Raw genomic sequence first — 19,778 nt, 5'->3', positions numbered from 1 at the left:
GCCTGGGAGGACGCGCTGCACCGCCGTGCGCTGTTTCCCGCTGATGGCGGGCGGAAGGGGTTCATAGGCTGCCGGCTCTCATCGAGGAGCCTGACCCCATGTCACCTTCATCCACGCGTTCCCCCGATTCATCTGCCGACGTGGCACTGGACGACAACTCGGCGATTGACCGTTTCATCGCCTCCCAAGCCCCGCAGTGGCTCAAGTCCGCCTCCGTTGACCGGCTCGATCAGTTGCAGGCCAGCCTTGCTGCCCACCAGGCCTTGCAGGGGCGGGTGGCGCGGCTGCTGGAGTCGATCCGGCCGGTCGAGGACTTCGTCATCCCTTTGCTCCAGAACGCGCTGGCCCAGGAGGGTGAGGTTGCCCTGGATATCCGTGAGGCGCTGTGGCGCGATGTCCGGTTGCGGGTCACGCGCCCGTTGTTTCCGATCACTGACGTCGACCTGCCCACGTTCAAGCTTTACTCCCGCGACAGCAGCCTGTTCCACCGCGTGCTGCAAAACTTTACCGGGGCGCAGGCCAAGGCCAGCAATTACTACCCGGGCGCCGGCATCGTCCAGGCGGGCAAGATGCTGGACCTGCCACCGGAGCGCCTGGCCGAAATCTGTCGCCGCCTGGACCTCGGCAGCCAATACCAGCAGCACCTGGAAACGCTGCTGCAACCGGCCGACACCCAGGCGCTGCAACAGGTGTTGCATGTGCTGGCCGAAGACATGCGCTGCGCGCTGGCCGCGCATGCCCACAGCGCCAGCCTCAGGGGCCAGATCGATGATCAGGCCCTGCAGGGTTTGCTGAAACTGGCCACGGCCGATGCCCATGCGAACCCGGGCCAGTTGCCCGTCTGCTGCCGCTTTCTGGAAGTGTTGGGTTTCGCTGTGCCGGGCGTGTTGATCTTCGAGGCGCGCGACAAGGGCCTGCCGGGCGCCGTTCGCGAGCAGGCCGGCGCAGCGCCGCGGCAACTGGTTTTCTATTGGCCCAATGATCCCCGTCAGCCGTTGCGCCAATATTCGTCGTGGTACGCACTGGCCACCGACCTGGGCAATGACCTCAAGAACAGCGCCTACCGCGACCGCTTCACCCACCTGCTCGCCCAGGATGATCGGCTGGGTTTCGTCATCAAGCTCGCGTCGCGGCTGGACCTGGAGGTGGTCGGGCTGACGGCTCAGGACGTCGAGTTCTCTCGCCTGGTGCAGCACCGGATCAGCCGGCTCAAGGCCGATGCCGCCGCTTTGGTCGTGCCGACCTCGGCGGCTGACCTGGAGGTGTACCAACAGCGCATCGCCGCGCTGGAGTCGGCGGGGGTATCGGTGCTTATGTTGACTGCGTCGTTCTTGCCGGTGGTCGGCGAATTGATGCTGGTGAACCTGGTCTGGGAAATGCTCGGCGAGGTGTATGAGGGGGTGCAGGAGTGGCGCCGGGGCCAGCACGAAGAAGCGCTCGACCACATGTTGGGAGTGGTGCGCGACCTGACGCTGACCACGATCGGTTCGGTGGCCGCGATCACGGTAGTGCGGACCTTGCAGCGCAGTGAGTTCATTGGCCGGCTGTTACCGGTGCTGCGTGCCGACGGAACCCTGCGCCTGTGGCTCGCGGACTTGTCCGCCTATGCCTTGCCGCTGCTGTCGTTGCCGTTCCCGCACCGGCTCGACGCCGACGGTCTGATCCGCAAGCAAGGCCGTCAGTGGTGGCGGCAGGGCGACCGGGTATTCGAAGTCCGGCAGGATCCGCGCAGTGGTCGCTGGCTGATTCTTCATCCGACCCGCGCGGAGGGCTACACACCGATATTGAGCGGAAATGGTCGCGGTGCCTGGTGGCTGCCCGGCGAGCACCCTCTGCAATGGCAGGGCACGGCCAATCTGTTGCGCCGCCTGCTACCCGGTAGCGAAGACGTGAGCGACCTCGCGTGTGAACGGGCGGTCGCCGTGGCCGGGGGCGATGAGGCGATGTTGCGCGGCCTGTTGGTGGAGCGGCGCGCGGTGCCGGCAACCTTGCGCCATACGCTGGCGCAGTTTGCCCTGGATGCGCGGATCGATCGTTTCTTCGAGCAACTGCAACAGGGGCAGCCGATGAGTGCGGCGGACCCCGAGTTGGCCGGCTACACCAAGGCGTTGCTCAACCGTCCGCACGCCTTGCCGGTGGACGAGCGGGCCACCTGGCAATCGGGTTCGCCGTCGCTTCGGGCGTTGCTGTTCGACAACACCGCGGCCCGGCAGTCGTCGAAGCTTGATAGCCGGGGCGCCTTGCTGCGGCGTGATTTCCCCGGCTTGCCCGCCGTGCATATCCGCGCCTTGATTGACGAGGCGGGGGAGGCCGCGCTTCGCTCCATCGACGAGCGCGGGCGAATTCCCCTGGCCATGGCCGAGCAGGCGCGCCTGGCGTTGAGCGAGGTGCGCGTCAGCCAGGCGCTGCAGGGCCTGTGTTTGCACAACGTGTGCCCCGACCTCAGCGTGCGCCTGGCCTTCGGCTTGTTGCGTCATCTGCCCGAGTGGCCCGAGGGCTTCAGTTTCGAGTTGCGCGACGGATCGGTGCACGGCCGGGTGATCGAGCGCCTGCTGCCGCTTTCCGACACACGACAGGTGCGGATCCTGCTGCGGGCCGGCGCGCAGTTCGACGTGTTCGGTGAGCTGGACCCGGTGGGCAACCAGGCGGAACCAGGCAATCTGTTCCACGCCATCCTGGAGGGGCTTGGCCCGGTCAACGCTCAAGCCTTGGGTCTGGAGGGCGAGCAGGCTGATGAACAATTGCGGCAACTGCTGCTCGATCGCGCCATCGCCGACCGCCAGCGCGTGCCGGTGCTGATCGGCATGGCCAGCCGGCCGGGCGTGTTCAACCCCTTGCGGCGTACCGCCGAGGGTCGTCCGGGCTATCCGCTGAGTGGGCGCGGGGCCACGGGGCGAACCTCGTTGACCAGCATGGTCAGGTCATTGTTTCCGGGGTTCGATGACCAGGAAGTAAGCCGCTTTCTCGAGGGCATCAGCGCTGCGCACGATGACCCGATGAGCGAGCTGTTGCGCTATCAGCGATCGCTCCATCACCTCGAAGAAACCCTGTACCGCTGGCAACTCCAGGCCACCACGCAACAGGCCAATGGTCGCCGCCGGGTGGTCGAGGAAATACGTCGTTGCTGGTGTCGCCTGACCGCGCCGATGCACGGCACTGACGGCGCCTTGCTGGGCTATCGCTTGAACCTCGGCTATGTAGCGACAGGGGATTTCCCGGAATTGTCGGCGGACATCGATTTTTCCCATGTGGTCGAGTTGACCTTGCCTGACGCGCAGCAGTCGCAGCGCATCAGCGGGTTCCTGCAAAGCTTCACTCGCCTGCGCTGGCTCGATATGAGCGGCAACGCCCTCACCGACATTCCACAGGCCGTTGGCAATATGCGGGAGCTGCGCCACCTGGTGCTGGAGAGCAACCTGATCCGCATCAGCACCATGGGCCAGCAGATCCTGTCGTCGTTGAGCCGTCTGGAGATACTGTCCCTCGATCACAACCCGTTGGATGTGGCGCCGGACGTCAGCCGCTTGCCGCGCCTGCAACGCCTGGGCCTGCGCCAGACGCGCTTGCGCAGCCTCCCGCCGGGCGTGCTGAGCCTGCCGTTCGTGGAGTTCGCCGATTTGCGGGGCAACCAATTGGCGACCTTGCCGGACGGCTTTTTCGAATCGCCCCAGCACGTCCGCAGTGCCTTGTTGTTGCAGGGCAATCCGCTCTCGCCGGCGGTCCGCGCGCGGCTCTGGGACATGACCGAGGACGTGCCGATATCGAGCGAGTTGTTGCGTGAACGCTGGCTCGACGATGCCCAGGGCGAGGTGCTGGTCGAGCGCGGTGAGCGGTGGGATCGCCTGCATGCCGAGCCCAATTCCGGCGACTTCTTCGCGTTGCTGGGGCGCTTGCTGACGACGGCCGAGTTCCGCCTGGCGGGGGTCGATCTGCGGGTGCGGGTATGGCGCATGCTGAACGGCTGCGTGGAGAGCACCGAGCTGCGGGAAACCTTGTTCGACCTCGCGGCGGGACCGACGACCTGCGCCGACAGTGTGGAGTCCAACTTTAGTGTGCTGGAGGTCCGTTTCCTGCTCCACCAGGCCCGCCGACAAGCCAATTGGGGGCTGTCGCATAGCGTGCTGCTGCGGTTTTGCCGACGGCTGTTCCGCCTGGAGCGGCTTGAACTGCACGTTCGCCAGGTGATCACCGAGCGTTACGCCCAAGGGCGTGGCGTGGATGAGGTGGAAGTGAGCCTGGCCTATCGCACGGGGCTGGCGCGTGAGCTGGAGTTGCCGGGGCAGCCGAGCCATATGGATTTCAGCCAGATCGCCGGCGTGACGCCGCAGGACCTGCGCGAGGCGGTGCGTGTCGTGCGTGCCGACGAGCAGGGCAATGAACTGCCGCGGTTCATTGCCAGCCGCGATTACTGGGTGGAATACCTGCGCGAACAGCACCCGGCCGCGTTCGCTGAACTTGAAGACAGGTTCTGGCACCGTTTGGACGAACTCGGCGCGCAGCACGCCAGCCTGCCCGAGGGCGAATACCTCGCGCGCATGAACAGCCTCGCCGCTGAGCGTAGCGCGGCCTTTCAGGACCTGGCGCTGCGCCTGACCGGCGAGGCGATGAGGCAAGACCCGCCGGTTTGAGCGGCCCGCCATGGGACGACGCGGGTCGTCCCATGGCCAAACCAGTCATCCAGATTGACAGCTTTGACCATTGCCCCAACGCAGCACCGGCGCGACTATCTGCGGACCTTTCGTTATTCCAACAATAAAAACGAGGAGTTCGGCGATGCGTGATTACAGCGCGGCGGCACGTACCTTCAATTACCCGCAAGCGGCCGGGGCGGCGCTGGCCGGCAGTCTCGAGGCGCTCAACGCCTGTGTCGAATGCTGCGACCGACACGCTGCGGACGACCGCATCGCCCTTCACTGGGAAGGCCGCGACGGACAAAGCGCCAGTTATCGTTTCAGCGAGCTGCAGGCCCGCGCCGCGCGTTTTGCCAATGTGCTCAAGGCCCAGGGCGTCGGCCCCGGTGACCGGGTCGCCGGGCTGCTGCCGCGAACCGTCGAGTTGCTGGTGACGGTCCTCGCCACCTGGCGCCTTGGCGCGGTCTATCAACCGTTGTTCACTGCGTTCGGACCGAAAGCCATCGAGCACCGGCTGCACGCTTCGGGTGCCAAGGTGGTGGTCACCGACCCGAACAACCGCGGCAAGCTCGACGATGTTGAAGACTGCCCGACGATCATCTGCGTCAAGGCCGACGCCGCCCGTGGCGACCTGGATTTCTACCCTGAACTGGATGCCGCCGACCCGCACTGCGAGCCGGTCCTGCTGTCGGGCGAGGCGCCGTTCCTGCTGATGTTCACCTCCGGCACCACCGGCCCCGCCAAACCCCTGGAAGTCCCGCTGCGCGCCATCGTCGCGTTCCAGGGCTACATGCGGGACGCCATCGACCTGCGCCGCGAAGACAACTTCTGGAACCTCGCCGACCCGGGTTGGGCCTACGGCCTCTATTACGCGGTCACCGGGCCTTTGTCCCTGGGCCACGCGACGACCTTTTTCGACGGCCCGTTCAGCGTCGAGAGCACCTGCCGGGTCATCGACAAATTCGCCATCACCAACCTGGCCGGTTCGCCGACCGCCTACCGCATGCTGATTGCCGCCGGCGACGGGTTTTCCGCGCCGATCAAGGGCCGCCTGCGGGTGGTGAGCAGCGCCGGCGAGCCGCTCAACCCGGAAGTGATCCGCTGGTTCCGCGACCAATTGGACGTGACCATCCACGACCACTACGGCCAGACCGAACTGGGCATGGTGCTGTGCAACCATCACGGCCTCGAACACCCGGTGCACCTGGGTTCCGCCGGCTACGCCATCCCCGGCCACCGCATCGTCGTGCTCGACGAGCGCCACCAGGAACTGCCGGCCGGACAGCCGGGCATCCTCGCCGTTGACCGCGAGCAATCGCCGCTGTGCTGGTTCGGCGGCTATCACGGCCTGCCGACCAAAGCCTTCGTCGGCAAGTACTACCTCAGCGGCGATACCGTCGAGCTGAACCCGGACGGCAGCATCAGCTTCGTCGGCCGCAGCGACGACGTGATCACCACCTCCGGCTACCGCGTCGGCCCGTTCGACGTGGAAAGCGCGCTGATCGAGCACCCGGCGGTGATCGAAGCGGCGGTGATCGGCAAGCCCGACCCGGAGCGCACCGAACTGATCAAGGCCTTCGTCGTGCTCGGCAGCGGCCACGCGGCCAACGACGAACTGGCCGAAATCCTGCGCCAGCACGTACGCCAGCGCCTGTACGCCCACGCCTATCCCCGTGAAATCGAATTCGTCAGCGAGCTGCCCAAGACCCCGAGCGGCAAGCTGCAGCGTTTCATCCTGCGCAATCAGGAAATCGCCCTTCAACAAGCAGCGCAGGCCCACAAGGCCAGCGCGTGAGGACAGCACCATGCAAATAGCCAACAAGAACTTCATCGTCAGCGGCGCGGCCTCGGGCCTCGGCGCCGCGACCGCGGAAATGCTCATCCAGGCCGGTGCCCGGGTGATGCTGGTCGACCTCAATGCCGAGGCGGTCGCCGCCAAGGCCGCGGCGCTGGGCGAGAACGCCCGCCATGCCGTCGCCGACATCAGCCAGGAAGCCGCCGCCAAGGCCGCGGTCGATGCCGCCGTGGAGGCGTTCGGCAGCCTGCACGGGCTGGTCAACTGCGCCGGTATCGTCGGCGCCGAGAAAGTCCTCGGCAGAAATGGTCCGCACGGTCTGGACAGCTTCAGCCGGGTGATCAACGTCAACCTGATCGGCAGCTTCAATATGCTGCGCCTGGTGGCCGCGGCCATGGCCGAAGGCGAGGCCGATGCCGATGGCGAGCGCGGGGTCATCATCAACACCGCTTCGATCGCCGCCTATGACGGCCAGATCGGCCAGGCCGCCTACGCCGCGTCGAAAGGCGCCATCGCCAGCCTGACCTTGCCCGCCGCCCGCGAACTGGCGCGCTTCGGCATCCGCGTGATGACCATCGCCCCCGGCATTTTCGAAACCCCGATGATGGCCGGCATGACCCAGGAAGTCCGTGACTCGCTGGCCGCCGGCGTGCCGTTCCCGCCGCGCCTGGGCCGCCCGGTGGAATACGCCGCGTTGGCTCGCCACATCATTGAAAACAGCATGCTCAACGGCGAGGTGATCCGTCTCGACGGCGCCTTGCGCATGGCTGCCAAATAATCGCAGGAGAACACCATGACCCTCGCCAATGACCCGATCGTAATCGTCAGCGCCGTGCGCACCCCCATGGGTGGCCTGCAGGGCGACCTCAAAAGCCTGACCGCGCCGCAACTGGGCGCCGCCGCCATCCGTGGCGCGGTGGAGCGCGCCGGCATCGCCGCCGACAGCGTCGAGCAAGTGCTGTTCGGCTGCGTGCTGCCCGCCGGCCTCGGCCAGGCCCCGGCCCGCCAGGCCGCGCTGGGTGCCGGCCTGGACAAAGGCACCACCTGCACCACCCTGAACAAGATGTGCGGTTCCGGCATGCAGGCCGCGATCATGGCCCACGACCTGCTGCTGGCCGGCAGCGCCGAAGTGGTGGTCGCCGGTGGCATGGAAAGCATGTCCAACGCGCCATACCTGCTGGACAAGGCCCGCAGCGGTTATCGCATGGGCCACGGCAAGATCATCGACCACATGTTCTTCGACGGCCTGGAAGACGCCTACGACAAGGGCCGCCTGATGGGCACCTTCGCTGAAGACTGCGCCGAGGCCAACGGCTTCAGCCGCCAGGCCCAGGACGATTTCGCCATTGCCTCGCTGACCCGCGCGCAGCAAGCGATCAAGGACGGCAGCTTCGCCGCCGAGATCGTTCCGGTGGAAGTCACCGTGGGCAAGGAGAAGGTGCTGATCAAAGACGACGAGCAACCGCCGAAGGCCCGCCTGGACAAGATTCCGCAACTCAAGCCGGCCTTCCGCGACGGCGGCACGGTGACCGCGGCCAACTCCAGTTCGATTTCCGACGGCGCCGCCGCGCTGGTGCTGATGCGCCGTTCCCGCGCCGAACGCCTGGGGCTCAAGCCGCTGGCGGTGATCCACGGTCACTCGGCGTTCGCCGACGCGCCGGCGCTGTTCCCCACCGCGCCAATCGGCGCCATCGAAAAACTCCTGCAGCGCACCGGCTGGACCCTGGCCGATGTCGACCTGTTCGAGATCAACGAAGCCTTCGCCGTGGTTACCCTGGCGGCGATGCATTCGCTGGACCTGTCCCACGACAAGGTCAACATCCATGGCGGCGCCTGCGCCCTGGGCCACCCGATCGGTGCGTCCGGCGCGCGCATCCTGGTCACGCTGCTGTCGGCCCTTCGCCAGAAAGGCCTGCGCCGTGGCGTCGCGGCAATCTGCATTGGCGGCGGCGAAGCCACGGCCATGGCCGTCGAGATCCTGAACTGAGGTGCACCATGCTGGTTAACGACGAGCAACAACAGATCGCCGACGCGGCGCGGCAGTTCTCCCAGGAACGCCTGCGGCCGTTCGCCGAAGAATGGAGTCGCGAGCACCGCTTCCCGAAAGAGGCGATGGCGGAAATGGCCGACATGGGCTTCTTCGGCATGCTGGTGCCGGAGCAGTGGGGCGGGTGCGACACCGGCTACCTGGCCTACGCCATGGCCCTGGAAGAAGTCGCCGCCGGCGACGGCGCCTGCTCCACCATCATGAGCGTGCACAACTCGGTGGGTTGCGTGCCGATCCTCAAGTTTGGCAACGACGACCAGAAGCAGCGCTTCCTCACTCCGCTGGCCAGCGGCGCCATGCTCGGCGCCTTCGCCCTGACCGAGCCGCAGGCCGGCTCCGACGCCAGCAGCCTGAAGACCCGCGCTCGCCGCGACGGTGATCACTACGTCTTGAACGGCTGCAAGCAGTTCATCACCTCCGGCCGCAATGCCGGGGTGGTGATCGTCTTCGCCGTGACCGATCCTGCGGCGGGCAAGCGCGGCATCAGCGCCTTTATCGTGCCCACCGACAGCCCCGGTTATCAGGTGGCGCGGGTCGAGGACAAACTCGGCCAGCACGCCTCCGACACCTGCCAGATCGTTTTTGAAGACGTGCGCGTGCCGGCGGCCAACCGCCTGGGCGAGGAGGGCGAGGGCTACAAGATCGCCCTGGCCAACCTCGAAGGCGGTCGCATCGGTATCGCCGCGCAATCGGTGGGCATGGCCCGCGCCGCGTTCGAAGTGGCCCGCGACTATGCGCGCGAGCGCGAGAGCTTCGGCAAGCCGCTGATCGAGCACCAGGCCGTGGCGTTCCGCCTCGCCGACATGGCCACGCGCATCGCCGTGGCCCGGCAGATGGTGCATCATGCCGCGGCCCTGCGTGACGCCGGGCGGGCGGCGCTGGTGGAAGCCTCGATGGCCAAGCTTTTCGCCTCGGAAATGGCCGAAAAGGTCTGTTCGGATGCCTTGCAGACCCTCGGCGGTTATGGCTATCTGAGCGACTTCCCGCTGGAGCGGATCTACCGCGACGTGCGGGTCTGCCAGATCTACGAAGGCACCAGCGACATTCAGCGCATGGTCATTGCGCGCAATCTTTGAAGGGAGCAGCTTGCATGACGTTCGAAACCATTCTGTTGGAAATCCGTGGCAAGGTCGGCCTGATCACCCTCAACCGGCCTCAGGCGCTGAACGCCCTGAACCGCCAGATCATCGGTGAGCTGAACCAGGCGCTGGACAGCCTCGAAGCCGACGCCAACATCGGGTGCATCGTCCTCACCGGCTCGGCCAAGGCCTTCGCCGCCGGCGCCGACATCAAGGAAATGGCCGAGCTGAGCTACCCGCAGATCTACGTCGATGACCTGTTCAGCGACTGCGACCGCGTCGCCAACCGGCGCAAGCCGATCATCGCCGCGGTGTCCGGCTTCGCCCTCGGCGGTGGCTGTGAACTGGCGCTGATGTGCGACTTCATCCTCGCCGCCGACAACGCCAAGTTCGGCCAGCCGGAAATCAACCTCGGCGTGCTGCCGGGCATGGGCGGCACCCAGCGCCTGACCCGCGCGGTGGGCAAGGCCAAGGCCATGGAACTGTGCCTGACCGGCCGCCTGATGGGCGCCGAGGAAGCCGAGCGTGCCGGCGTGGTGGCGCGCATCGTGCCCCAGGCCGAACTGCTCGACGAGGCGCTGAAAGTGGCGGCGGTGATCGCCAGCAAGTCGATCCCGATTTCGATGATGGTCAAGGAGTCGGTCAACCGCGCCTTCGAAGTCACCCTGTCCGAAGGCGTGCGCTTCGAACGTCGGGTGTTCCACGCGGCGTTCGCCACCGAAGACCAGAAAGAAGGCATGGCGGCGTTCATCGCCAAGCGCGAGGCGCAGTTCAAGGATCGCTGATCCCAGCTAGATATACCGCCAGGGCCTGCGGGGCCGGGGTTGAAATGCTGCTTCCATCCAGAACAAGGAAGCTTGAGCATGACCCCGACCCTGTCGCCCTACGGGCAACTGGCCCTGAACGCTACGCTTTGCGGCCCGATTGCCCGGTACTTCGCCTCGCGTCCCTCCTTCCGCGAGGTGGCCCACCAGATCATCGAGCAACAATGGCGGCAACGCCGGATTGCCGGTCCTGGCCCAGCGCTGCTCAGGCTCTATCGCTGGGTGGAGGGTTACGGTTACTACGTCGATACATTGGCCGATGCGCTGATCGAGCGCTTTTGCAAGGGCGAGCCCGTCTGGCTTGTCGAAGGCCAGGACTTTCTCAGCCGCTACCCCGGCGCCGAGTTTCCCCAAGCGTCCATGACGGACTTGCAGGCGGTGCAGGTCCTGCTCAACGAGTGCGGGCCGTTCCTGCTGGAAGAATACAAACGGCAGTTGGTGGCCTACTGGGTGCGCGGACCGCAAGGCGGGCCGAGCCCTTGGAGCTGGCTGGCGAACTACCTGCAGGAACAGTGCAGAACCGCTGTCGGCTTCGAGCGCAGCAACGGAACGCTCGACGCGCAGGAAGCCGCTACCGCGATGCTCCTGGCCCTGTACCCGGACCCCAGCCAGCGTGCCGCGTTCGGGAACCTCGACAACACCGAGGCAGGGCTGTTGAGCCTGGACGTCAACCCCCGGCGCTGGCTGGATGCCGACATGGCCAGCACGCTGTTGGTCGAGCGTGTCATACCCGAGCAGAATCGCACCCTGTTGATGCTCTATACCTTGTCCGGCCGGTGGTACCGCTTCCAGTCGCGCCAGGCGTTGGCGCGCATGCTGGCGTATGGCGGCGAGCGCCGCGGTCTGGTGCCGTTCACCCTGCACGTGTACGCCACCCGCGAATCGGTGTTCCTGAGCCAGGTGCGGCTGCTGCTCGAACAGCAACTGACGCTGATCGATACCATCGCCCGTTCGATTGCTGACGTGGAGGAAGACCCTGTCAGAGGCCTGGTCTGGCGTCTGGATGAAGCCACCTCGCTGCTGCAGGTCTGCGAACAAAGCCAGCGCCAGAGCTGGCTGCTGTATTTCAGCGTGCTCCCGGCCTGGTTGAAGGAGGGGAGTGTCGAGGACCAGAGAATCTATGGCGATGCCCTGCTTGAGCTGACCCTCCTGCAACAACGCAGTGGCGGCCAGTCGTTTCTGTACGCCATCCCGCCGATCCTGGAATATGCCCGGGACCAGGTGCGGGCGGCGATCCTGCTCGATCATCCGCAGGCGACCGCACTCGACGTCGACGCGGTTGAGGTGGTCAATCGCCGGGTGATCGCCAGTGGCATCGCCGTCGGTGGCGATTTTTTCCCCAGCGGCACGATCGAGACCGTGCGATTCACCTTGCCACAGTTCGCGTTGGAGAACCTGTCGGCGCTGCGCTCCGGAACGGTGACCCTGGGCATGAGCGATGGCAGCGCGCTGCCTGGCTGGCTGACCCTGGACTATGCGAAGGCGCTGGTGACCCGGTTGGACCTGGGCAAGGTTTATCCCGAACTGCTGCGTCGTGAGCTGATCGATGACTCGCAGGTGTTGCTGCGGCGTCAGGCGTTGTTCATCGACCAGGTTCGCCTGCAACTGCCGCTCCTGGCGCTGGAAAAAAAACTGCGCGGGCAGGACGGTCTCACTGCCGCGGGCGTGCGCCTGGTCAATGGGGTGTTCCGCCCGATCCGCGGCGAGCCGGATGTGGCGCGTTTGCGGCCCTTGTCATTTATCCGGCGCAAGGGCGCCATACCCGACACCGCGCTCAATGCCTATCTGATCGAGCGCTTCGACATCCGTAGCGGGCCCACGGTGTTGTACCGTCCGCTGCACCGTCAGCCGCTTCGCGAGTTCGCCAGTCGTGCGGCGTTTTTCAACGCGGTGTGCCAGGAGCCCGAATTGCAGGAAGACGTGCTGGCACGTCTGAACGAGCACGCCAGGGCAATCTACGCCAACGGCGGCTTCCGGCAGCCGCACGTCGTGCGCTACACGCCGGGCGCCGAGTTTGGCGTATTCGAGCAGCCGCCACCTGCCGACGTAGGGACGGACGCACTCAGCGGCGAGGTGCTGGAGCACCTTTACAGTGCCTGCGCACAAGAGCTGCTCAGCCGGGCCGAAGCGCAGTCGCTGTCCAATAGCGAGAACCGCTGGATCGGCTACCAGGAGCTGGGCTGGGTGATGTTGAACACCTTACTGCCGCTGCTCAACGGCCCTGTTGCCGTCTCCGCCTGGATGCTGCAGGTCTTCGCCGACCTGCAGAATGATCTGCGGCAACCACAGCCGCAGGAGGCACAACTGGTCCTCCACCTGTTCAATTTCGCTTCGCTGTTGATCAGCATTCCGCACGGGCGCAGCGTTCTGGCGCCGGATTCCGGCATGCCGGAAGTGGAAGCGGCGTTGCCGGTAATTGCACAACTTGTGCACGAACCGGCCAGCTCGCCGTCGGGGCTTGCGTTGTCCCAGCTCGACTTCAGCTGGGCGACCGCCACCCAACGCCTGAGCAATGCCCAGCGCGAGTCGCTGGTGCGCTTTCAGGTGGGCCTGACCCCCGGCCAACTGGGATCGGAGGTATCTGACGGCCCCTGGGCAGGGTTGTTCTACTACGACCAGCGTTGGTGGATACGCCTTGAGGGCCAGGTGTATGAGGTACAGGTCAACAGCGATGAGGTGCAGATGGTTGACGCGTTGGGCCGGCCGGGGCCCTGGTTGTACCGGGATGCCGCCGGCGACTGGCGAATCGACGCGCGTGTGCGGCTGCGCGGCGGCATGCCACTTAACCAGCGCATCGAGCGGATGCACGCGGCCAATCGGCAGCGCATTCCCGAGCTGGAGGCGCGGCAGGTTGAGCTTCTGAGTGAGCGTCTGGCATTGAACCTGACCATCGAACAGGACGCCAGGCTCGTCGGAGACCGTAACCCGCCGTCTGCACAGTCACTCAGGGCCTATGCCGATCACCTGCGCACCCACAGTGAGTTGATGAAGCGGGTCGATGAAAACTACGTCGAATTGAACGCGCTGGAAGCCCAGGCCGATTTCAGCCAGGAGCATGGCCGTTACTTGTCCGAGCGGGTGACCAGCCTTGCGCAACGGGTTCAGGTCTTGCGCTGGCAACTGGTTGGAAGCATGGACGTTTCCCGTGTCTTGCAGGCGCGCAGTGCTGACGTCCATGCCACGGTGGAACTGCGCGATCAGCACTATGACGCGCTGATGGCGGAGTGCGAGAAAGCCAGGGTGATTGTCGGCGAGGCGATTTCCACGTTCGGTGAGGCTCACGGGATTTGCCAGCAACTGGGCAAGATCCTGCCAAGGGGGCCGGAATGGGTCGCCGACTATAAACGGCTCAGGGGTGCCGAGTCCTCGCTCTGGGCCTGGAAGGCCAGCGAGTTCAGCATCACGGCCGCGCTCATTATCGGCACGGAAAGGCGCAATGACCTGGAGCTCTTCGAGTCGATCAAACGGGTCCGGCTCGCCCTGCAGATGCAGCACGAGCTGGAAAGCGACGCCGTGTTTACCACGGAGGAGCGCATCGAGATCCTGGATAGCTGCACGCAAAACTACGTGATGGCGCGGGAGAGCATGGCTCCTCTGGGCGGCGATTTTGCCAGCGAGCAGGCCAGGCGCTGGCTCGTGGGTCTGGTCGAGGCCCTGCGTTCGCTTGAGCATAGGGTCGAAGAAGAACTGGCGGCCTTGATTCGTGCGCAGGCGGGTAACAGTGAGGAGCCTGTGCCGCCGGCCGATCGTCAGCAGGTGGTGATCAAGACCCGCAGCCGCGGTGTAGTGGTGGCGCGTAAGCACAAGACCAAGGCCGGCAAAGCGGAAGCGGTGGTGCCCGAGCCGCTGGTCAGCGGTGAACTGGCCCGTTTTGAAGAAACCGCCGAGCCGGGGGTATGGAAAATCATTGAGCCCGTGACGCCGCTGCGAAACACGCCGGAGAGCCCGCAGCAGAAAGGCGTCCTCGCCAGCTTGCTCAAACGCAGTGCCAAGATGCTGTCGGAGGCTGATCGAAAAATGCAGAAGGCCCGGGTGCAGGCGCGCACCGCCACCATCGCCGTAGAAATAGAGGAAATCCTGATCAACCAGGCGAGCCCGCTGGAGCAACTGGCCCGGCAGGTCGAGAATTCCCTGAGCGTTTCCAACACGGTAGAGGACCAGTCCGGCAGGCATGACGCGGCACTGCAGTCCAAGGCCTTGTACCGGAAGGCGGCGGCGATGCGCGAAGAGGGCCGGCAACTGCGTATCTCGATCATCAAGACACAGCCGCCGACCAGCAGTCGCGTGGCGTACCTGAAATCGCAGCACGAGATCAAGATCACCCGGCCCAAGGGCCGCGAACCCACTGCGGGGCGCAAAGGCCAGGATCGGGGTTATCTGCAGGAGTATGTGATCAGTGATATGGCGGGGCAGCTGTTGTGGTACGCCCACTTCCACTACGCCAGCCTGGACGCGGGGCCAGCCGACTTTATCGTCGGCCACCTGAAGACCCGCGAGCAGCGTTTCGACCGGGGGCAGTACCGGGTGAAGATGGAGAAAAACAGCCGGAAGGTGATTCAGATCTACCGCAGCATGATCGACAAGGCTGCTGCTGCGGAGTTGTTCCTGAACCTCTAGTGGCCGGTATGGCTGTTTCGTTTCGGCGCTGTGCGTGGTCTTCCTCGCTGTAGCGCAGGGCACGGCTCAGGGTGAGTCTGGCCCAGCACAATGTACCGCCAGAAGCACCGGGCTCGGGGTTGAAATGCGCTCTCATCCAGAACAAGGACGCTTGAGCATGACCCCGACCCTGTCGCCCTACGGTCAACTGGCCCTGAGCGCAACGCTCTGTGGGCCGATTGCCCAACACTTCGCCTGGCGCCCCTGCTTCAGCGAGGTGGCCCTCCAGATCATCGAACAACAGTGGCACCAGCGCCGGATCGCCGGCCCGCATCCGGCGCAGCTCAGGCTTTATCGCTGGGTGGAGGGCTACGGCTACCGCGCCGACACACTGGCCGATGTGCTGATCGAGCGCTTTTGCCGTCCAGGCATCCTCAAGCTGGTCAGCGGACAAGACTTTCTCAGTTTCCAGCACGGCGCGGAGTTTCCCCAGGCGGTCACGACTGACGTGCAGGCGGTGGCGACCCTGCTCAACGAGTGCGGGCCGTTCCTGCTGGAAGAATACAAACGGCGGATCGTGGCTTATTGGGTGCGCGGTTCAGACGACCAGCCCAGCCCATGGAACTGGCTGGCGGGTTACCTGCAACAGCAGTGCCAGAGCGTCATCGGGCTCGAGCGCGGCAGCGGTCTGCTCGACCCGCAGGAAGCGGCGACCGCGTTGATGCTGGCGGTGCGCCCGGAGGCCCACCAGCGTGCCGAGTTCGATAACCTCAAGGACACCCAAGTCTGGCTGGTGAGCCTGGACGTCAATCCCCGGCAATGGCTGGATGCCGACCTGGCCAGTGCGCTGTGGATCGAGCGTGTGATGCCCGAGCAACAACGCACCCTGGTGATGCTCTACACCTTGTCTGGCAGGTGGTATCGCTTTGAGTCGCGCGCGGCGTTGGCGCGCATGTTGGCGTATGGCGGCGAGCGGCGCGGCGTGACGCCGTTCATCCTGCACCTGTACACCAGCAGCGAATCGGTGTTCATGAGCCAGGTGCGGTTGCTGCTCGAACAGCAACTGATGTTGATCGATACGATCGCGGGTTCGATGGGCGAAACCGACGAGGACCCGGTCGGAGCGTTGGTCCGAGGCCTGGACGAGGCCACCTCGTTGCTGCAGATCTGCGAGCACAGTCAGCACCAGAGTTGGCTGCTGTATTTCGGTTTGCTCCCGGCCTGGTTGAAGCAGGGCAGCGTCGAGGACCGAAAAACCTATGGCGAAGCCCTGCTCGAGCTGGCGATCCTGCTGCGCCGCAGTGACGGCCAATCGTTTCTCTACGATGTCCCGCCGATCCTCGAATACGCCCGGGACAAGGTGCGGGCGGCCCTTTTGCTCGATCATCCGCAGGCGACCGGGCTCGACGTCGAGGCGGTCGAAGTGGTCAATCAGCGGGTGATCGCCAGCGGCGTGGCCATCGGCGGCGATTTTGTCGCCAGCGGCACACGCGAGACCGTGTGCTTCAGCCTGCCGCAATTCGCCCTGGAAAACCTGTCGGTACTGCGCGCCGGAAACGTCTCCGTGCGCATGCGCGACGGCAGCGCGGTGCCGCCGTGGCTGACCCTGGACTATGCGAAGGCGCTGGTGACCCGGCTGGACCTGGGCAATGCCTATCCCGGCCTGCTGCGGCATGCGCTGTTCGATGACCCGCAGGCGTTGGCGCGTCGACAGACCCTGTTCATCGACCAGGTTCGCCTGCAACTGCCGTTGCTCGCGCTGGAGAAAAAACTGCGCGGGCAGGACGGCCTCACTGCGGCCGGTGTGCGCCTGGTCAACGGTGTGTTTCGCCCGGTGCTTGGCGCGCCGGATGTCGCGCGCTTGCGGCCCTTGACCTTTATCCGCCAGGAGGGCGCCACGCCGGATAGCGTACTCAACGCCTACCTGATCGAACGCTTCGATATCCATAGCGGGCCCAGCGTGCTGTACCGCCCGTTGCACCGTCAGTCGCTGCGCGAGTTCGCCAGCCGCGAGGCGTTCTTCCACGCGGTGACCCATGAGCCTGAGTTGCAGCAAGACCTGCTGGCGCGGATGGATGAGCACGCCAGGCCGATCTACGCCAAAGGCGGGTTCGAGCAGCCGCATGTGGTGCGTTTCGCTGCTGGCGCCGAGTTTGCGGCGTTCGACGTGCCAGCGCCTGCCGACGTGGGAGAGCAGGCGCTGAGCGGCAAGGTGCTGGAGCAGCTTTACCTATCGTGCGCGCAAGAGCTGCTCGGCCGCGCCGAAGCGCAGTCGGTGTCCAACAGCGAGAACCGCTGGATCGGCTATCAGGAGCTGGGCTGGTTGATGTTCAACGCCTTGCTGCCGCTGCTCAACGGTCCGGTTGCCGTGTCGACCTGGATGCTGCAGGTCTTCGCCGACCTGCAAAATGATCTGCGGCAACCCCAGCCGCCGGAATCGCAACTGGCTATCCAACTCCTCAACTTCGCCTTTCTGCTGGTTACCCTGCCCAATGGCCACAGCACCCTGGAGTCCGCCTCCGACATGCCGAAGGTCGATATGGGACTAACGGTGTCTCCGCTAGTGGTACGAGAACCGACCAGCTCACCCTCGGGTGTCGCCTTGTCCCAGCTCGATTTCAGTTGGACGAGCGCGACCCAGCGCCTGAGCAAGGTCCAGCGTGAATCCCTGGTGCATTTCCAAGTGCACCTGACGCCCGGCCAACTGGGCACGGCGGTGGCCGAAGGGCCCTGGGCGGGGCTGTTTCTCTACGACAAACGCTGGTGGGTTCGTCTTGAGGGCCGCGTGTATGAGGTGGGTATCAACGACGGTGAGGTTCGGGTGGTTGACGCGTCAGGCCGGCCGGGGCCCTGGTTGCATCGCGAAAGCCCCGGCGACTGGCGAATCGACGCGCATGTGCGGCTGCGCGGTGGCATGCCGCTCAATCGCCGCATCGAGCAGTTGCGCGCCGCCAATCGGCAGCGGGTTAAAGAGCTGGGAAACCGGCATGTCGAACTCCTGAGTGAGCGTCTGACGCTGAGCCTGGTGATTGAACAAGACCTCAAGGACGTGGGAGAGAGAAAGCCGCCGCCGGCACCGGCACTCAGCCGCTATGCCGATCACCTGCGCGCCCATAGTCAATTGATGAAGCGGATCGATGAAAACTACGTCGCCTTGAACCAGTTGGAGAGCCTGGTCAATTTCAACCACGAGCACGCCCGTTACTTGTTCGAGCGGGCGACCAACCTCGCGCAAATGGTGAAGGTCCTGCAGGCGCAACTGGTCGACAGCAAGGGCGCTTCCCGCGTCCTGCGGGCGCGGGTTGCCGACCCTCAGATCAGCACGGAAGTGCGGAACCAGCACTATGACGCGCTGATGGCGGAGTGCGAAAAAGCCAAGGCGATCATCGACGAGGCGATTTTCACGTTCCACGAGACCCGCGAGATTTGCCAGCAACTGAGCAAAGTGCTGCCGATGGGGCCGGAACTGGTCGCCGATTTTCATCGGCTCGGGGACGTCGAGTCTTCGCTGTTGGCCTGGAGGTCCGCCGAGTTCAGCATTACCGGCGTGCTCATTCTCGGGCTGGAGAGGCGGAGTGGCGTCGAGGTCTACGAGATGGTCGACCTGGTACGGTTTGGGCTGCAGATGCAACTGGAACTGAGCACCGAAGGTGCTTTTACCGAAGTGGAGCGCATCGCGATTCTTGACGGCAGCGTGCGCAATTACACGATGGCGCGGGAGCAGATGCGCATGGTGGACGAACTCCTGCTCAACGACCAGGCAAAGCGCTGGCTCGCGGAGCTTGCCGAGTCGCTGCAATTACTGGAACAACAGGCCGAAGAGGAACTGGCGACGCTGATTCGCACGCAGGCCGGTGACAGTGAAGAACATGTGCCTCCGGTCGATCGCAAGCAGGTCGTGATCAATACCCGCAGCCGCGGTGTGGTGGTGGCGCGGCAGCGCAAGACCAAGGCCGGCAAGACGGAAACGGTGGTGGTCGAGCCGCTGGAGAACAATGAATTGGCCCGCTTCGAAGAAACCGCCGAGCCGGGCATGTGGCAGATCGTCGAGCCCGAATCGCCGCCGCTGACGCCGCCGGAGCGCCCGCAGCCGACGGTGGGCCTCGCCAACTTGCTCAAACGCAGCACCAGTCTGCTGGCCGAAGCTGACCGACAGATGCAGAAGGCCCGCGCGCAGGCGCGTACCGCCACCATCGCCATCGAGATGGAGGAAATCCTCGCCAATCAGGCGCGTCCGCTGGAGCAACTGGCTCGGCAGATCGAAACCCTGCTGACCGGTAACAACGAGGTGGACCACCAGTCCGGCGGGCGTGGCGCGACGGCGCAGGTCAAGGCCTTGAAGGACAAGGCCGCCGCGATGCACGAGGAAGGCCGGCAACTGCGCATCTCGATCATCAAGACGCAACCGCCAACGAGCAGCCGCGTCGCTTACCTGAAGTCGCAGAACGAGATCGACATCACTCGGCCCAAGGGCCGCGAACCCACCGCCCGGCGCAAAGGCCAGGACCGGGATTACCTGCAGGAATACGTGATCAGCGACAAGGCCGGGCAGCCGTTGTGGTACGCCCACTTCCACTACGCCAGCCTGGAGGCCGCGGCGGCCGACTTCCTCGTGGCCCACCTGAAAACCCGCGAACAGCGCTACGACAGCGGGCAGTGCCGGCTGAAAATGGAGAAAAACAGCCAGAAGGTGATCCAGATCTACCGGAGCCAGATTGACAGGCCGGCGGCTGCCGGGCTGTTCCTGGGTATTTAGAGGCAGGGCGGGGGGAATGGGCGCCGCCCGCGCGGCGCCCGATCTCCAGG

8 protein-coding genes are annotated in these 19,778 nt (G+C 65.2%); all 8 read left to right on the top strand.

All coding sequences use genetic code 11. The annotated features are described in order from the left end of the window. Nucleotides 1–98: 98 nt before the first annotated feature. The 8 genes from NTD82_RS04575 to NTD82_RS04540 all read left to right on the top strand — a co-directional run bounded on the left by NTD82_RS04575 (nt 99) and on the right by NTD82_RS04540 (nt 19,728). Nucleotides 99–4,628, top strand: a complete 4,530-nt coding sequence (locus NTD82_RS04575) for an NEL-type E3 ubiquitin ligase domain-containing protein (protein WP_262127912.1) — start codon at nt 99–101, stop codon at nt 4,626–4,628. 145 nt (nt 4,629–4,773) lie between these two features. Next, nucleotides 4,774–6,426, top strand: coding sequence for an AMP-binding protein (locus NTD82_RS04570; protein WP_262127911.1), 1,653 nt, complete (start codon nt 4,774–4,776; stop codon nt 6,424–6,426). 10 nt (nt 6,427–6,436) lie between these two features. Then, nucleotides 6,437–7,204 carry an SDR family NAD(P)-dependent oxidoreductase gene (locus NTD82_RS04565; protein ID WP_262127910.1) on the top strand — a complete coding sequence of 256 codons (768 nt, stop codon included), beginning with the start codon at nt 6,437–6,439 and terminating at the stop codon, nt 7,202–7,204. Nucleotides 7,205–7,219: 15 nt separating this feature from the next. Further along, nucleotides 7,220–8,413: an acetyl-CoA C-acyltransferase gene (locus NTD82_RS04560; protein ID WP_262127909.1), complete on the top strand. Its 1,194-nt coding sequence runs from the start codon at nt 7,220–7,222 to the stop codon at nt 8,411–8,413. A gap of 8 nt (nt 8,414–8,421) precedes the next feature. Further along, the gene (locus tag NTD82_RS04555) at nt 8,422–9,549 is read left to right on the top strand and encodes an acyl-CoA dehydrogenase (RefSeq protein WP_262127908.1); all 1,128 of its coding nucleotides are present in this window, start codon (nt 8,422–8,424) and stop codon (nt 9,547–9,549) included. A 14-nt stretch (nt 9,550–9,563) separates the two neighbouring features. Next, the gene (locus tag NTD82_RS04550; protein ID WP_262127907.1) at nt 9,564–10,337 is read left to right on the top strand and encodes an enoyl-CoA hydratase; all 774 of its coding nucleotides are present in this window, start codon (nt 9,564–9,566) and stop codon (nt 10,335–10,337) included. Nucleotides 10,338–10,415: 78 nt separating this feature from the next. Continuing rightward, nucleotides 10,416–14,993 (top strand): dermonecrotic toxin domain-containing protein, encoded by a 4,578-nt coding sequence (locus NTD82_RS04545; protein WP_262127906.1) that lies wholly within the window; start codon nt 10,416–10,418, stop codon nt 14,991–14,993. Between the two features lie 157 nt (nt 14,994–15,150). Next, entirely contained in the window at nt 15,151–19,728 is a 4,578-nt protein-coding gene (locus NTD82_RS04540; protein ID WP_262127905.1) for a dermonecrotic toxin domain-containing protein, read from the top strand. Nucleotides 19,729–19,778: the final 50 nt, after the last annotated feature.

This window comes from Pseudomonas sp. 5P_5.1_Bac1 (genome assembly GCF_025466015.1).
GTDB lineage: Bacteria > Pseudomonadota > Gammaproteobacteria > Pseudomonadales > Pseudomonadaceae > Aquipseudomonas.
This window is presented reverse-complemented; position numbering and strand designations above follow the sequence as displayed.

Coding starts and splice junctions, on each gene's coding strand:
- NTD82_RS04540 (WP_262127905.1), top strand. CDS start 15,151: ATGACCCCGACCCTGTCGCCCTACGGTCAACTGGCCCTGAGCGCAACG.
- NTD82_RS04555 (WP_262127908.1), top strand. CDS start 8,422: ATGCTGGTTAACGACGAGCAACAACAGATCGCCGACGCGGCGCGGCAG.
- NTD82_RS04545 (WP_262127906.1), top strand. CDS start 10,416: ATGACCCCGACCCTGTCGCCCTACGGGCAACTGGCCCTGAACGCTACG.
- NTD82_RS04565 (WP_262127910.1), top strand. CDS start 6,437: ATGCAAATAGCCAACAAGAACTTCATCGTCAGCGGCGCGGCCTCGGGC.
- NTD82_RS04560 (WP_262127909.1), top strand. CDS start 7,220: ATGACCCTCGCCAATGACCCGATCGTAATCGTCAGCGCCGTGCGCACC.
- NTD82_RS04550 (WP_262127907.1), top strand. CDS start 9,564: ATGACGTTCGAAACCATTCTGTTGGAAATCCGTGGCAAGGTCGGCCTG.
- NTD82_RS04575 (WP_262127912.1), top strand. CDS start 99: ATGTCACCTTCATCCACGCGTTCCCCCGATTCATCTGCCGACGTGGCA.
- NTD82_RS04570 (WP_262127911.1), top strand. CDS start 4,774: ATGCGTGATTACAGCGCGGCGGCACGTACCTTCAATTACCCGCAAGCG.